The sequence below is a fragment of the Chloroflexus sp. genome (genome assembly GCF_034434295.1).
Taxonomy (GTDB): Bacteria; Chloroflexota; Chloroflexia; order Chloroflexales; family Chloroflexaceae; genus Chloroflexus.
Map to the genome: position 1 here is coordinate 13,490 of NZ_DAOTZQ010000019.1, position 15,935 is coordinate 29,424.

General features: G+C 58.0%; 14 protein-coding genes. All 14 read left to right on the top strand.

All coding sequences use genetic code 11. The features are described from left to right. Window positions 1–67: 67 nt before the first annotated feature. The 14 genes from VAE57_RS03545 (at window position 68) to cas2 (ending at window position 15,581) form a co-directional block, all read left to right on the top strand. The gene (locus VAE57_RS03545) at window positions 68–625 is read left to right on the top strand and encodes a copper chaperone PCu(A)C (protein WP_322820523.1); all 558 of its coding nucleotides are present in this window, start codon (window positions 68–70) and stop codon (window positions 623–625) included. Between the two features lie 251 nt (window positions 626–876). Continuing rightward, window positions 877–1,473: an SCO family protein gene (locus tag VAE57_RS03550; RefSeq protein WP_322820524.1), complete on the top strand. Its 597-nt coding sequence runs from the start codon at window positions 877–879 to the stop codon at window positions 1,471–1,473. Window positions 1,474–1,489: 16 nt separating this feature from the next. Beyond that, complete coding sequence (locus VAE57_RS03555; RefSeq protein WP_322820525.1) at window positions 1,490–1,957, top strand: hypothetical protein; 468 nt, start codon at window positions 1,490–1,492, stop codon at window positions 1,955–1,957. A gap of 73 nt (window positions 1,958–2,030) precedes the next feature. Beyond that, window positions 2,031–3,251 (top strand): FAD-binding oxidoreductase, encoded by a 1,221-nt coding sequence (locus VAE57_RS03560; RefSeq protein WP_322820526.1) that lies wholly within the window; start codon window positions 2,031–2,033, stop codon window positions 3,249–3,251. Window positions 3,252–3,776: 525 nt separating this feature from the next. Next, on the top strand, window positions 3,777–5,957 hold the full coding sequence (gene cas10, locus VAE57_RS03565) for a type III-A CRISPR-associated protein Cas10/Csm1 (protein ID WP_322820527.1): 2,181 nt from the start codon (window positions 3,777–3,779) through the stop codon (window positions 5,955–5,957). Window positions 5,958–5,993: 36 nt separating this feature from the next. After that, window positions 5,994–6,446: a type III-A CRISPR-associated protein Csm2 gene (gene csm2, locus VAE57_RS03570; protein WP_322820528.1), complete on the top strand. Its 453-nt coding sequence runs from the start codon at window positions 5,994–5,996 to the stop codon at window positions 6,444–6,446. A gap of 17 nt (window positions 6,447–6,463) precedes the next feature. Beyond that, window positions 6,464–7,282 carry a type III-A CRISPR-associated RAMP protein Csm3 gene (gene csm3, locus VAE57_RS03575; protein WP_322820529.1) on the top strand — a complete coding sequence of 273 codons (819 nt, stop codon included), beginning with the start codon at window positions 6,464–6,466 and terminating at the stop codon, window positions 7,280–7,282. A 17-nt stretch (window positions 7,283–7,299) separates the two neighbouring features. Next, window positions 7,300–8,385 (top strand): type III-A CRISPR-associated RAMP protein Csm4, encoded by a 1,086-nt coding sequence (gene csm4 / locus VAE57_RS03580; protein ID WP_322820530.1) that lies wholly within the window; start codon window positions 7,300–7,302, stop codon window positions 8,383–8,385. An 8-nt stretch (window positions 8,386–8,393) separates the two neighbouring features. Continuing rightward, window positions 8,394–9,809, top strand: coding sequence for a type III-A CRISPR-associated RAMP protein Csm5 (gene csm5, locus VAE57_RS03585; protein ID WP_322820531.1), 1,416 nt, complete (start codon window positions 8,394–8,396; stop codon window positions 9,807–9,809). Next, window positions 9,806–11,278 carry a hypothetical protein gene (locus tag VAE57_RS03590; RefSeq protein ID WP_322820532.1) on the top strand — a complete coding sequence of 491 codons (1,473 nt, stop codon included), beginning with the start codon at window positions 9,806–9,808 and terminating at the stop codon, window positions 11,276–11,278. The genes csm5 and VAE57_RS03590 overlap by 4 nt, the downstream gene beginning before the upstream one ends. Then, the gene (locus tag VAE57_RS03595) at window positions 11,275–12,726 is read left to right on the top strand and encodes a hypothetical protein (protein WP_322820533.1); all 1,452 of its coding nucleotides are present in this window, start codon (window positions 11,275–11,277) and stop codon (window positions 12,724–12,726) included. Before VAE57_RS03590 ends, VAE57_RS03595 begins: the two co-directional genes overlap by 4 nt. Before the next feature lie 693 nt (window positions 12,727–13,419). Then, window positions 13,420–14,283 carry a CRISPR-associated endoribonuclease Cas6 gene (cas6, locus tag VAE57_RS03600; RefSeq protein WP_322820534.1) on the top strand — a complete coding sequence of 288 codons (864 nt, stop codon included), beginning with the start codon at window positions 13,420–13,422 and terminating at the stop codon, window positions 14,281–14,283. Next, window positions 14,261–15,280: a CRISPR-associated endonuclease Cas1 gene (gene cas1 / locus VAE57_RS03605; RefSeq protein WP_322820535.1), complete on the top strand. Its 1,020-nt coding sequence runs from the start codon at window positions 14,261–14,263 to the stop codon at window positions 15,278–15,280. The genes cas6 and cas1 overlap by 23 nt, the downstream gene beginning before the upstream one ends. Window positions 15,281–15,299: 19 nt before the next feature. Continuing rightward, complete coding sequence (cas2, locus tag VAE57_RS03610; RefSeq protein WP_322820536.1) at window positions 15,300–15,581, top strand: CRISPR-associated endonuclease Cas2; 282 nt, start codon at window positions 15,300–15,302, stop codon at window positions 15,579–15,581. Window positions 15,582–15,935 lie beyond the last annotated feature (354 nt).

The window sequence follows — 15,935 nt, forward strand, 5'->3', positions numbered from 1 at the left end:
GATACGGAAGCCTGGGCAGGGTTTAGTTGTCGTGTCTTGTTTTGTCTTTACGTTGCGAGGTGATACAATGCGACGTCTCTTTTTCCTGTCGATGACAGCAGCATTGCTGTTGGTATTGGTCGGTTGTGGGGCTAATCAAAGTGGTACGACTGGTGGCGGAATTACAGTGCGCGATCCGTGGGTGCGGGCCGCGATGATGAACATGGCCGGCGATCAGTCTGGCGCGATGGGTAATATGGGTAATATGGGTGATCAGGCTACTCCGATGGCAGAGATGGGTGGTGATCATAGCCATGGGAGCGAATATGGGAATACCGCAGTTAGCGCTGCGTATATGGTGATCGTCAATAATGGCGCTGCGGACGCGATTGTGAAAGCCGAGAGCGATGTTGCCCAGACGGTTGAACTGCATAACGTGGCGATGGAAAATAATGTTATGCAGATGCGACCGGTCGAGGCTATCGAGGTGCCGGCCAATGGCCAGGTTGAACTCAAGCCGGGTGGTTTCCACGTCATGTTGATCGGTCTGAACCGTGATCTCAAGGAGGGTGATGAAGTGACGATCAAACTCACCACGCGCAGCGGGCAGACTATCGAGGTCAAGGCACCGGTACGCATGCCGTAGGCGGTCCAGGGGGGGGCTAACAGCACACACGAATGCGTTGGAGAAATCAATCTGGCGATACCCTGAACGCCCTCACCCCGGCCCCTCTCCCGCTATGCGGGAGAGGGGGGATTAGAGACTTGAATGAAGGTTTCCTGATAGACGTTAGGCGACATATTCTGTTCGCTCCTGGAAGTGATAAACAGGCAGAGTGTGGGGATGGGCCGATACCCATCTCCATACTATCAAAACCTATAGTACAGGTAACGGTCATGAAACATCGCCTCACCTTGATCCTTGCCATATTGAGCGCACTACTGCTCAGCGGTTGTGGCGCGTACGAATTTCGCGGTACTGTGCTCGAACCGCCGAATCCAGCACCAGAGCTACCACTGGTTGATCAGTTTGGGCATGAGTTCCGTCTCAGCAACTATCGTGACAAGATTGTCCTGGTCTTTTTTGGGTTTACGCACTGTCCTGACATCTGCCCGACCGCACTCGGTGACTTGAAGCGGGTGATGGAGAAGCTCGGTAATGATGCGGCGAAGGTACAGGTTGTCTTTGTCTCGGTCGATCCTGAGCGCGATACGCCTGATTTGATGCAACGTTATCTGGCAGCATTCAACCCAACGTTTTTGGGATTGAACGGGGATCGGACGGTGCTGGAGCAGGTCTACAAAGACTATGGGGTAACGGTCATCAAACGCGAGCTACCCAATTCGGGTTTGGGCTATACCATTGACCATTCTGGCTATATTTATGCTATCGATCAGGCCGGTAACTGGCGATTGCTCTGGGCATATGGCACACCGGTGGATGACATTGTGAGCGATGTGCAGGCGCTGTTGCGCAATCCACCGCGTGGTTAGACTGGCAGTGTGAGCAATGACAACACCATATACGACTGAAGCAATGCGTGCGGGAACGCACCATCGGCAGGTGCTCAGCAAACAGATGGCCCTACCTTTCCAACAGCGGCTGACAATCGCCAGCCACTTTACACCCCGTCTCGTCGTGCTCTTCGTTGCGATAGCCATTATCGCGATTAGTGGGAGTCTGCTCTGGCAGGCAACGACTAATCGCCAGCGACAACTGGTGTTTGAAATTCCACCCGGCACAGCGGCTCGCCTGGCCGCAGGCGAAGAAGTGAATATTTTTCCCTCGACAATTATCGTTGACCTGCGTCAACACGATACGCTCGTGATCCAGAATAACGATAGCGCTGAAGTCACGATTGGCCCGTTCCGTATCGTTCCCGGTCAGCGATTTGTGCAACGGTACTGGAGTCCCGGTGTTTACGAGTTGATCTGTTCTGTCCATCAGGGTGAACAGTTGCGGATCGAAGTACGGTGAGCATTGGCTTGTTGGATGAGCATTACGGTACAATACATGAGCTACCGTAGTTCTCAGACAACAGGATGATTGTATGTTGCGTTCTCACTGGCATGCTACCCTTCATCAGTCACCGCTGCCGGGCGTCGATCTGTCATCAACCGCCGACGTGGTCGTCGTAGGTGCCGGCGTGGTTGGTGCGGCGACAGCTCTCTGGCTCACGCGAACCGGTCTGCGCCCTCTTGTTATCGACCGGCACGGGCCGGCAGCCGGTGCCAGTGGCCACAATGGTGGTATCCTCGCCGCCGGTCTGGCCGAGAATTACCTTGCTGCGACTGCCCGTTACGGGGCATCCACCGCACGCGAACTATACGCGCTCAGTCTGGACGGACAACGCTTGATGGTTGATCTGATCCAGCAAGAACAGATTGAGTGCGATCTTGGTTTGCACGGCAATCTCAATCTGGCGATTGGTGAAGCGCAACTGACTATTGCCGGTGCAACAGTCGCGGCGTTACAGGGTGATGGCTTTCCGGCGCAATTGCTCGACCGCACAACAGCCCAGGAACTGGTGGCGATTCCGTTAGGGGCAGCCGTCAGTGGCGCCCGCTTCAATCCGGCTGCCGGGACGCTCCATTCTGGGCGACTGGTGTACGGGTTGCTGGCTGCTGCGCAACGTCATGGTGCCCTTTGTAGCTGGGGTGTCACGCTTCGTCAGGTGATCACCGACAACGGCAGGCTACGCCTGATCACAGATCGCGGTACCATCGACGCTGCTGCGGCAGTGATTGCCGTTAATGCCTGGAGTGGTAACGTGCTACCAGAACTTGCCCGGCGGATTACGATGGTACGCGGGCAAGTGCTCTGTACGGTGCCGGTTGAGCCGTTCATTGCCTGTGGCTTTGGAGCTAGCTTCACTCCCACCGGTGAATATGGTCAACAAACTGTGACCGGGCAGGTGTTATTCGGTGGCTGTCGGGCTATTGCACCCAATCAAGACGTTGGGGTACAGCCCGGCGAGGTCAGTCCTGAAGTTCAGGGGGCGCTTGAGACCAGCCTCGGTCGCCTCTTCCCGACTCTGGCCGGTATCAACATCGAACGACGCTGGTCAGGAGCGATGGCCTTCACAGCCGACTACCTGCCAATCGTGGTCAATCCCATACCCGGTCTCTTCGCTATCGGTGGGTTCTCTGGTCATGGCATGCCATTTGCGGCTATTGTTGCTCGTCATCTGGCCGAAGCCGTACAGACCGGTACCATCCCCTCTGCGCTTGCTCCGTTGGGAATCGACCGTCCGACGTTGGCTGGAGAGTGATGATTCAGCACTCCCTGCAACCCGTCCCCACCCCGGCCCGCCCCCGCTGGGGGCGGGAGCACATCCCCCCAGCCTGCCCGTGTCTCCAGCGGGGATCACCTGTGTCACCTCCCCCCAGCGGGGGAGGTTGGGAGGGGGGCCGGGGAATGATGTGATCGTGCGGAAACCTCTCGTGCCAAATGCCACCCGCTGGCGCGAACCGGTTCAGGGTTGCAGCATGCCGTCGGCATCAGGCATGGCGGATCGTTGCAAGGTGAAGCGCGAGCCAGAGGTGTGCGCTCCCAGCGCCCAAAGGGTAGATCAGCACTATCTCCGTGTCATGGCTTCTTTCCCCCAGATTTGATATAATAATCACAACCAACGCTCTTCACGACCATAACATCACTGCACATATGCTATGCTCTGCTTTCCACCTCTGCTCTCCTATTTCCTTACAAAATCTTCATCTTCCTATCAGGTTAAAATCCACATTTGTGAATTGATTATCTGCTACACTATACGGAGAAGATCATGACATAGCATGGAATGACACATGCTTATGACCCCTCAATCGTTGCCCGGCAGGTTTTACACTCCTGGACACTGGCCGCTCTTGACGAGCGTAATGATGCTGTCAGCGAGTCACTACGGCAATCGGCATGGCGTGTTGTCGGGCAGCAACCACAGGCGACCTGGCCGTCGTTGCAACCGGCACTGTCCAGTGTGTTTACTCGCCTGCGAGCCGGCGTAACAGACTGCTGGCAACCGCCGGCTATGCTTCTTTGCCGCGAAGAGGTGCTCTTTCCGCAAGCGACTAAGCAATCGCCATCGGTAGAACTGAAAGAGGCATTACGGCTTGGACTGGCAGCGGCACAGGACGAAACCGACCCGACCCGACGTCTGGAACGTCTGCTCATTACGCTGCAACGGTACGCCTGGGCCTGGCCTTCGCCGCTACCTGGCGTCTCGCTCTACGACCTGGCCCGGCTGCATGCCGCCGTGCAGGCAGCGCAGGCAGCGACAACTGATGGCCTGATCTGTCTGTTAGGGGGCGATCTGTCAGGTCTGCAAGAGTTCCTCTACAGCATCCCGGCTGCGGGAGCGGCACGCCAGTTGCGTGGTCGTTCGTTCTATTTGCAGTTGCTGACCGAAGCCTGCGCTTATTGGGTGTTGCGCAATAGTGGGATGCCGCTCTGTAATTTGCTGTACGCCGGTGGTGGCCGATTCTATGCCGTGCTGCCGGGTAGTGTTGCCACGCAGGTGTTGAAGTGGCGGCAGCATCTCGGTCGCATACTCCTGCAATCGCATGACGGCTCGCTATACCTGGCACTGGGATCAACGAAACCGTTTGCCCCGGAACAGTATACCGATGAAACCTGGCGCGAGCTGAGTGAAGCCATTGATCACGACAAGCGGCGTCGGTTCGCCGCCCTCGACGATAACGAATTTGCCCGGATGTTTCAGCCCCGCCCGCCGCGCCCACCGCGTAGCGATGGGCGCGAGGCGCCCGATGCTCTCGGTGAGTCGCTGGCAGAGCTGGGTCGGCAATTGACCAGGGCCGCAGTGCTGGCAGTCAATCTTACCGCATCCCAGAGTGATGGTGCCACGTGGCGGCGGGCAATCACGGCGCTGGGTGTGGATTATCGGCTCAGCGAGGAACTCTCTCCTTCGTCGGTGCGGTCGTTGTCTCAACGCCTGCTGGCCCTCAACGATGATACGGTGCCGCAATTGCCCGCAGCCGCCAGTGCTATCGGTCAACGCTACACCGTTACCGAAGCCTATCGCTTGCGCGAGGACGATCTTTCGATCTACCACAGGATTGATCGCGAGCAGGCACAAGAGGTACAGGTCGGTGATGTCGCACCGTTCAATCTCCTCGCGCACCTGAGTGAAGGAGTTCCGCGCATTGCGGTATTGCGTATGGACGTTGACAATCTCGGTGATCTGTTTGGTAAAGGCTTACAGCGTCCTGATGGTATTGGTGGTCTGGCGGTGACGGCGGCGCTCAGTAGTGCCTTGAGTCGGTTTTTTGAGGGCTGGGTCGGTGAGTTGTGTCGGCAGCAGAATCAGCATGGCAAGGGTGGGATTTACGCCGTGTATAGCGGTGGCGATGATCTGTTCCTGGTCGGATCGTGGCATCTCATCCCGGAGCTGGCGCAGCGGATACGCAATGATTTTATTCGCTATGCCACCGGTGCCGGGCCGACAGCGCAGCCGCCGGTGAGTCTCTCTGCCGGGATTACTCTGCATCAGGCCGGTTATCCGCTCTATCAGGCGGCGGACGACGCCGGCAATGCGTTGGATGCGGCGAAAGCCTACCGTCATCCCGACGGGCGGAGCAAAGACGCGATTACGTTCCTGGGTCAGACCCTGAGTTGGGACACCTTTGCGCAGGCGGCTCGCTTCAAAGATGAGTTGCTTGATCTTATTGCGAATGGTGCACCGCGTGGCTTGCTGATGACGGTGCAACGGCTGGCTTTGCTCGCCCGCCCCCGCTACAACCGTGCCGGTGCTGCACAGTTAACGGTTGGCTCGTGGGTGTGGCAAGGGGCGTACCAGTTGACGCGCCTGGCCGAACGTTCTCCCGAATCCATTCGGTCACGAGTGGTTGACTTGCGTGAGCAATTGATCAGCCCGGAAGCAATCATGCAACGGACGGTGATTCCGGCTGGCCTGGCCGCACGCTGGGCGCAGTTGTTGGTACGGGGGAGTGAGCGCGAAAGATAATCGTAGGAGCTGGGAGCCAAAACAGGGAGGTAAGCAATGACAATGGGTCGTTCGTCAAATCCTCAAGCTGCGCGAGTGCAGCGGATTTCGCCGGAAAACCTGCAACGCATCATGACCGAATCGTCGGAAGAAGCTGTGAAGTTACTGGTGGAGGAAGCGGATCGATTGGGGGAAGAGCTGGTTCGGAATGGCCTGACCACCTCACAAATCCGCAACATCTTTGGCGAAGTGCGCTCGATTGAGCAGGATGTGTCCCCGACCGATCAACAGCTTTCGCTGGACGTTCAGCGCCGTCTGTTGATGCTGAAGCCCAAAATGGCCTATCAGGTCGGGCGGTTTAGCAACAACCAGGCATTGCGAGAGCTGGTGGAAACACTCTCGGATGCGATTGATTGGATCGGAAACGACAAGAACCGCTTCCAGACCTTTGTCAATCTGTTCGAGGCTATTCTGGCCTATCACCGTCGTTATGGTGGCAAGACGAATTAATCAGGGAGGTATCAGGCATGAGCACGCGCATGGTCACACTGCACGGTCGGATTGTGTTACGCGCCAATATTGAATTGCTGACCGGTCTGCATATCGGTGGTGCTGCCGGTGGTCTGGAGATCGGCGGTCTGGATAAACCGGTCATCCGTAATCCGATCACCAATCGGCCCTACATTCCCGGTTCATCGCTCAAGGGCAAGTTGCGCTCGTTGATGGAGAAGGTCTACGGCGCACCGCAGACATTCAGGATCAACGAGGGTGTCTTCATTCATGTACCAACGAATTCTGAAGAGTACCAGCGCTACTACCAGATTGCCGGTGTGTTCGGTACCTTACCCAATCATAAACAGCTTACCATCGATGTCCCGACCCGCCTGATCGTGCGTGACGTACCGCTGACTGATGATTCTGAGAAGGAGCTACGTCGGCTGCGCACCGATCTGCCCTACACCGAGATTAAATGGGAAGCGGCGATTGACCGGGTGACGTCAGCCGCTGCGCCGCGGCAGATCGAGCGAGTGCCGGCAGGGGCCGTCTTTGGCCCGGCGGAGGTGGTCTATAGCCTCTACGTCGGCAACGGCGAACAACTGTCGGACGTGATCAGGCTGTTTGGCTCAGTCTACGAGGCATTCACCTACCTCGAAGACGATTACCTCGGTGGGATGGGGTCGCGTGGGAATGGCCGGGTACGGCTGCGTGACATCACCGTCCTCGCCCGCCGGCTCGAATCTGGTCAGTATGGTAAATTAACGGAAATCTGCAAAGCAAACGAGTTGCACGAGCTTGACCGCAATGGATTGCTGGAAGAGTTGCAGAGATTCTTTAACCCGGCATAGGTCGTGGGGAGGTCTGCATGCCGACATTATCCGTTTACCATCTGATCCCACCCGCCGGCGCAGCGAACCTCAGCTTCCACTTTGGCCGGCAGGGGATCGGTCTGGAAGAAACCGCTGAGACCCTCGCCTCCGACTCGTTCTTTGCCGCACTGGTGGTGCAGGCGGCCCTGAATGATCCGCGCCGGACTGCTGATGGCGCACCGGTGTGGGTCGAGCCGTTTCTCGCCGATCAACCGCCACTGCGCCACAGTTCGCTCTTGCCGCGGATTGGCGATCTGCCGCTGCTCCCGCGTCCTTTGTTGCCCATTCGTTTGCCCCCGACGGCAGAACTGGCCGGTAAACAACTCAAGAAGCTGCGCTACCTTTCGCCGGCGCTCTTCGTCGCCGTGTGCAAAGGAGAAGAATTGCCCACCGACCCGATCAGCCTCCAGCAGGGCAAAATCTGGTTGAGCGAGGCGGAGGCGCGGCGTTTACCGGCCCCCTGGAAGCAGACTGCTACCGAGAGCAGCGACGCCTGGCGGGCGCGGCTGACCGCCACCCCGCTCTGGCAGGTCGAAGCAACCCCACACGTCACGCTCGACCGTCTGAGTGCGGCGTCCGCCTATTACGAAGTGGGACGGATCAGTTTTGCGGTTGGGGCCGGTTTGTCTCTCCTGGTTGCATTTGCCGACGCCCAGGCCCGGCCGTCTTTTGAGCATCTGCTGACGCTCCTTGGTGAGAGTGGACTGGGTGGGAAGCGCACGAATGGCTATGGCGCATTTGCCTGGCAGCACGGCACGGCGCTGACGCTCGATCTCCCTCCCCCGCATGGGCGGGCAGTTTTGCTGTCGCGCTACATTCCGACCCCTGCCGAGCTACCACTGGTACGTGACGAACGTTCAACGTACCAGCTTACCAGGGTCAGCGGCTGGTTTCTGGCCGCCGATGGCTCTACCTACCGTCGGCAGGCGGTCATGATGCTCACCGAGGGTGCGGTGTTGGTGTGCGGCGAACGGCTACCGGGCGGGCAGATTCTCGACGTGCGTCCAGATGCCAGCGTTTCGCATCCGATCTATCGCAGCGGTCTGGCCCTGGCCGTCGGTCTGCCGGCAGACAGCAAGTGAGGAGTGCTATGCCGTCGATCAATCAGGTCTATCAGGTGCGCATTGACGTAATCAGCCCGCTCTGCGTGCTGGACGGAGGCTGCCTGCACGAAGAGGTTGATTTCTACCTCGATGCGCAGACAACCTATGTTATCAACAGTGATGCTGTGTTGGAACTGGCCTTTCAACGCTGGTACGAGCGCCAACCGTCCCGTGAACAATTGCTGGCGAAGCTGGCCGAGCGTGAAGAGCGGTTGCGGCGACGCCGACAGCGAAACATCGAGGACATCAAGCGTTTCGATGAAGCACCGCCGAAAGACCCGCGCAAGCGGGCTGAGCAGGAGCAACGTTTGAGCGCCGAAGCGAATAATATCAGGGAAGAACTGAAACGACTGCGCCAGGAACGGGCTGAACTCGAATTGGGAACGGCACAGTCAGTAGCTATACCGCCCGAACTGCTCCAGAACAGCGGCGTCAGCGATTTGTTCAAAACCGGTCTGCTAACGATAGACGATATTCGTACCGTTCCAGGTCTGCTCCGCTACTCGTATGCCGGGCGCCCAGAGGTGAAGAGTGGGCAGAGCGAGATTCTGACCTGTGTCAAAGACCCGGCGGATCGGCTGTATTTGCCCGGCTCGTCACTGAAAGGGGCGTTGCGCACAGTGCTGGCCTGGGCCCTGGCTCCGCAGCGGGCAGCGCAGGCGTTGAATGAGGTTAATAGTGCCAAAGATAGACGTCAGGCAGCGCGTTCGCTTGAACAACGTATCTTCTACGGTCGCAGGCAGCGCGATGATAAGCGGGTAAGCCATGATCTGCTGCGTGATGTGATGCGTACCTTCCACATCGGCGACTCGCAGCCGGTGACGCAAAGCCCACAACTGCTACAAATCCGTGTCTTCCCACGCGGTTCGCCGATCACCGTCGAGGCAATCCCGGATGGAACGACGTTGCTGGCAACGCTGCACATCGAGCAATACCCCTTCACAGACGCTGCTGCCCGTGCGGTAATCGATTTCGGCGACTGGCTGCAATATCTCCAGCCTGCGCAACTGGCTGCGCTCGGTCGGCGGCGGGCCAGAGTATTGATCGAAGGCGAACAAGCCTTCTTTCGCAACCGACCCGCTGCTACGCAGATCAGCCGTTTCTACGCCGATCTGGCCGAACGTCTGGCAGCACTGGAGCACACCAATGCCTTTCTGCTTCCAATCGGCTGGGGGGCTGGCTGGCGCAGCAAAACGCTCGATACCATCCTGCGTGAAGGTACACGTGAAGAGGTGTTTGTCAGCGCAGTTCGTGGCTACAATATGAAACTGAACCGGCAGCGTTCTGAACGCTTCCGAGCCGGCGATCTCTTCCCGGCGTCGCGGCGCGTCATCATGCGCAACGGTCAACCCTGGTTGCCGCCCGGTTGGGTCTGTCTGACAATAGAGGAGCGTGGCAAATGACTATTCTGGTGATGTGCAATCTCGGTAACAGTGATTTGATCGCTGATGGAACCCGTCCTCGCCATCCACGTTCCGAAGGCGAGCAGCTCTGGCGTAGTTTTGCCGAACATCAATTCGAGTTGCCGATTATCGAGCCATGTTTGCGTTTCATTGCCGGGCGTCATCCAGGTGATCAGTTGCGACTGGTCTGTTTTTACACCGACCAGCCGGAAAATCCGGAGACAACCAAACCAGATCGCTTCGGCGTCAGCCTCCGCGACAAGGACACGATCTGGCTGGCATATATCGCGCAGCGTCTGATCAGGGAACAGTTCGCCGGTCAGGTCAGCAATGTAGAGATCGTGCGGATCGAGAACAGTCGTGGCCCTGATCTCAATCCCAGTGTCTACGACGAGGTCTTCGAGGCGTATGCCTATCTGCTACAACGCTTCGTCAATCCGCAGGTTGATCGGTGTTACATTCTCACTGCGGGTGGTATTCCGGCCTGCAATTTTGCGCTTCAGCTTCAGGCGATGATTGCCTTCGCTGATCGCTGCCATTTCATCTACCCGCCTGAAGGTGGCAGGGTCACCGAATTGCGGATTGGGGAAGAGATGAGCAAAGCCTTTCAGCGGGTCAACGCGCTGAACGCTCTTGACCAGCGCAACTTTCCGGCTGCGCTACTCAGTGCGCGGTCAGCCCAGGTCAGCGAATGGATCAGCGCGTTACTCGAATACGCCGTCTACCGCGAAGCCTTCGACTTTCAGCAAGCCATGCAGGCGGGTGCACGGGCGCAACGCCACGCCAGTGGTAGCATTCGCGAGTTCTGTCGTGAGTTGCAAGACGATCTGCAACAGTTGATCCGGAATGACGCTGCCGCACTGTTGCGTGAGGTGGCGTACAATGCCGACATCGCGTATCGCAATGGCCGTTACGCCGATCTGCTCGGTCGCCTCTTTCGCTTCCAGGAAGGCGTGTTGCGCTTGATTGTCGAGAAATACCTCGGTTTGCCGACCGACTTCAGCAAAGAACAGCGCGAAGCCAGTCTGGTGCAGTATCTGGCGCAGATTGACGGCAACCTGACCCTGCGCGACTTTCTCGAACAGCGCACCCTCGATGGCAAACCGCTCCGCTACCGCGATGGCCCGAACCGCCCGGTGATGCAGGCGTTGCTGGAGTTTGTGCTGAATGGTGGAACGCGGGCTGATGGTACTCCCTTTGCTACGAAGAAAGACCGTGAACGGCTGGGTGGTGTTCGCGAACGCCTGAACCGATTGGACGCGCTGGCCGAATTACGTAACCAGAGTGTGATTGCCCATGGCTTTGCCGGCGTCGCACGGGAAGCGATTGATAGCGCCTACAAGGGTGGTGCTGATCAGATTGTGCCCGATCTCTACAACATGATTGAACTGCTCGATAATCCCGTTCACAAATCACCGTTTGATCGCATTGCCGAGACGGTTCAACGCGAGCTGCGGAGAGGCTCATGAAGGCACTGTTGATCTGTAATGTTGGTGGGCGGGATGTCATGCATCCCGCTCTTCCCAAGACCGGCCATTCCGAACGGCAGTGGGCGCAGACAGCGCTGGCGCACTATCCTGAATTGTGTGGCGCGTTCAGTTTGCCGATCATTAGCAAAGCGCTGCTCTACCTGGCGACTCGTCACGTCATCCTTGACCACGTGATCCTGATCGCCTCAGACCAGCTACCACCCGCCGGTAACACCCAATTCTGGTCGAGTGATACCATCTATTCGGCGCAGATTATTGCCCGTTTACTGTGTGATGGTCTCACCCCCTACCCGCGGCTCGACGGACAGCAGATCACGATCTGGACAATCCAGACCGAAGATGGTCAGGGGTGCGATCCCTCCGATTACGACCTGACCTTGCGCTTTCTCGAACGGCGGCTGGCTGATTTGAGACGGGTGTACCCACACCATACCGCCTTTTTTGAAGTTACCGGCGGTACCCCGGCGATGACGACCGGTCTGCTCATTGCCGGCACCGAAATCTTTGGTAGTCAGACGGAAATCCTCTCCGTCCATCCCAACCAGGAGCTGCCGATTGCCCTGAACACCGGCAAACGCCTGCTGGCTACGCCGTTACGGGCTTCGCTGCGTTCCCATGCCGCGTCGTATGCCTATGCCGCCGCAGCCCGTACCTTCCTGGAACACGAGTCGATCATCATCGATCGGCTTGAGCCAACGGCAGCGCAAATTATTGCGCCCCTGCTCGCATACGCTCATTACCGCTTCAATTTCGACTTTGCCAATGCACGCAGTGCATTGCGGCGGGTGCGTAATGCCGGGCCGTGGCGGGCTGAACTGGATTCCTTACTGGAGCAGGTCGATACACCTGTGCGCCAGTTCCTGCTGGCTGAAGTGGTACATGGAGCGGCGGCTCGTTACCAGATCGGCCTGTATGCCGACTTTCTCACCCAGGTGGTACGGTTTGAAGAGAACCTGCTGCGCTACCTCTGTTTACGGTACGGGGTACGGTTTCGCAACCGGCAGCGACAGCCTGATCCAGATGGTACCTATCTGGCGCGTGAGTGGCTGAATCAGCAGCCATTCACCCTCAGCCGGGATCGCGATCCGAACCGCGATCTCATTGCCGACCGCTCGCTGATGCGGGAACTGCTCGGCCATCTGCTTGATCGGACGCAACCGGATCAATGCAACTTGCTGGTAGCAATTGATCGGCTTGGTGAACTGGTCAAGCGGCGTAATGAGCTAACCCATCATCTGGAAGGGGTGCAGAAGGTGGGGCTGGCCCGTGCCTTCGCCGGCCCAGAAGCGCCATCGACGGCTGCCGACCAGATCGTTCCGCACCTCGAACAGCTTTACGAACAGGTGTGTCATCAGCCATTGCCACCATCACCCTACCAGTCCATCAACCAGCTCCTGGATCGCTTACTCCAGGCGACCCAGACCTGAGTGAAGCTTTTGGGATGAGCATATGCAGTGTGGTAGCCATATGTCTGTCCATAAATCGGGTGTTACAAGGGATATTATATGCTGTCCAACACGCAGTATGGCGTCGCTTCTGAGCGTGACTGCGCGAAGCTGGCATTCCTGCTACGTACACCGTCGTAGCACTTCCCAGAGGAGATACTGTTCCCATGCAGGGTTGCCCGTGGCTAATCAACCATGTGCTGGATGGGTTGCCTTGACCGCTCGTCGTGTGCGTGGTGCGGCGTTTGGAGTGCGGCAGCTATGCTGCCGATCCGGTGCGTGGTGCGCCGGTGACCAGGATGGTCACCGGGATGCTGGATGGGATCGTTACGGTCATAGCTGGTACTGTACCTGAACGATGCACCGCTGGACGCTGGTAGGGGCGTCGCATGCATCGCCCCTACAACGCCGACGACTTGCCACGAGCAACTCGCCAGTGGCACTCCCGGTAACGCTTCTGGACGAGGATGATACCTGAACGATGCATATTGTTGCGCAAGATTTGGTAAGACAACCATAAACACTCCGCCCCATATGGGCTTGCCCAGCGGTAGATACTCTCTACCCATTGCAGGCCGGGCTTATACTTATAGTGGATACAATGGATACTATCATGTAATGCATCTGTGGTACCTTAACAATCAAATCGCATATCTATGATCCAGGGAATATCGTATGCCACAGGCCATTGTCTTCACCTTACGTCCGCTCGCTGTTGCTCAGGTTGCCGGTAATCTGAGCCGGGCCGCTCACGCCGCCATTCTCCGCCTCATCCAGCAAGCTGATCCGGCGTTGGCTGCCCGCATTCACGACGACAATGGTCGCAAACCGTTAACCGTCTCGAACATCTGGGGTCTGGGAGGTGAGCTACAGGTAACAGTCGATCCTACTCGTGACTATCACCTGCGGGTCACCCTGCTTAGTACCGAACTCGAGCAGATTGCCACCGATTGGACACCGGCGGCCCTGGCTCCGCTCGATCTTGACGGGCTGGCATGGCAGATCACCGCACGCGCCGACAGCAGTGCTGTCCATACGTGGGCAGGTAGTGCCACATACCAGGAACTGGCTCAGCCCCTGCTCAGCCGGCCCGACCAGCTTCCGAGCGTCTGGACATTCCAGCTTGCCTCGCCAACCACCTTTCGTCAGCGTGGATTGAATGTCCCTCTTCCGCTCCCCGACCTGGTCTTTGGCAGTTTGCTGGAACAGTGGAATGCCTCATCGGAGCTGGCGCTTCCCGATGAAGTACGCCGGTTTGCTGCGGAATGTCTGGCCATCAATCGTTACGACCTCCGCAGCGTAGCCAGTCCAACCAGTGGTGGCGTCATTCAGATCGGTGCGGTTGGACGTTGCAGCTTCCGTGCCATCAATCCGGATCGGTATTGGCGTGCCTGTATTGATGTCCTGGCCCGCTTTGCCTTTTTCAGCGGAATCGGTGCCGGCACCACTCGTGGCTTCGGACAGGCCCGCCTCCTCAGCAAACCGGATCGGCCCAGACCACGCGAGGCGATAGACAATGGCGACACTCTATCTGATTGAACAGGGAGCCGAAATTGGCTGTGACGGTGAACGGATCGTCGTGCGGCGAGCGGGTGAGATCATCGGCAGCGTGCCGCTGGTCAAAGTCGACGACATCGTCATCTTTGGCAACATCGGCATTAGCACACCTGCCATCAAACGACTCCTTGATCGGGGCATCGAAGTCACCTTCATGACCGTCGACGGCAGCTACCAGGGCCGCCTGGTCGGTCAAATCACTGCCCATGTAGCCTTACGCCAGGCTCAGTACGCCTGTGCTGCCGACAGTGAACGCACCCTGCGCTTAGCGCAGAGCTTTGTCGAAGGGAAACTGCGCAACCAGCGGGTGCTGCTCCAGCGCTTCAGCCGCAACCGGGCGACTCCACCGGCGGAAGCGCTGGCTGCTGCTGACGATCTCGACGCCTACATCAAACGGGTGCGTCGCACCACTCGGCTCAGCGCACTCCTTGGCCTCGAAGGAAGCGCCACCGCCCGCTACTTTGCCGGCCTGCGCAGTCTGATCGGGCCAGAATGGGACTTCCGCAGTCGCCAGCGTCGCCCACCGCCCGATCCGGTCAACCTGTTACTCTCCTTCGGTTACACCCTGCTGGCCCACAAAACCCTGGGTGCGGTACAGGCTGCCGGCTTCGACCCCTACCTTGGCTTTTTGCACAGCCTCGACTACGGACGGCCATCACTGGCCCTCGATCTCATGGAAGAGTTCCGCCCGCTTCTCATCGACTCACTGGTTGTGCGTGTCTGCAACGATGGCCGGCTCCGTCTGGAGCACTTTCAACCGGGTGACGAAGTGCGTCCGGTCATCATCACCGACGAGGGCAGGCGTGCCTTCCTGACCGCCTTTGAAGAGCGGATGCGAACCGAAGCGACTCATCCAGAAGGTGCCGACAGCGGGCCGGGCAAAGTCACCTACCAGCGTTGCATCGCCCTGCAGGCCCGGCGTCTGGCGCGCGTCATTCGCGGCCAACAGGAGCGCTACGAACCATTCACCGCCCGATAACGAACAAAGAGGTGGGCCAATGTTCTACCTGATCTCATACGACATCAGCGTTGACCAGCGCCGGCTCAAAATCGCCAAACTGCTAGCGGGCTACGGCCAGCGTGTGCTGGAAAGCGTCTTTGAGTGTGATCTCGAACCACCGGCATACCGGCAACTACGCCAGAAACTCAACCGCCTGATCAAAGACGAAGAAGGAGACCGGCTCCGCATCTACCGGCTTTGTGCCTCGTGTCGTGAGCAGATTGAGATCATCGGCGATGGCCCACCGCCTGAAACCAGCCAGGACATCTACATCATCTAAGCGCCGTTCGGGTAAACATCCACCCCTGAATGGCGCGGGATTGGATTGCAATGGGCAAAAACAGCATTCTTTCATCTTCAGATAGCGCAAAAGACTTTACACAATACGACCAGATCACCCCTGCCGCGCAAATCGCAGCGGCGAGCGCATTGCAAAGCGGCGACAGATGTGGTATCATCAAAAAACCAAAATCCCCGCGAGGGGATTGAAACCGTCGAGGCGACCAGCTATGAGACGCTAACCGTTGAGTTCGCCATCAAAAAACCAAAATCCCCGCGAGGGGATTGAAACTCACTAGTTTCCAAGCGCGCGTCGATAAATCGTAAGTGCCACATCAAAAAACCAAAATCCCCG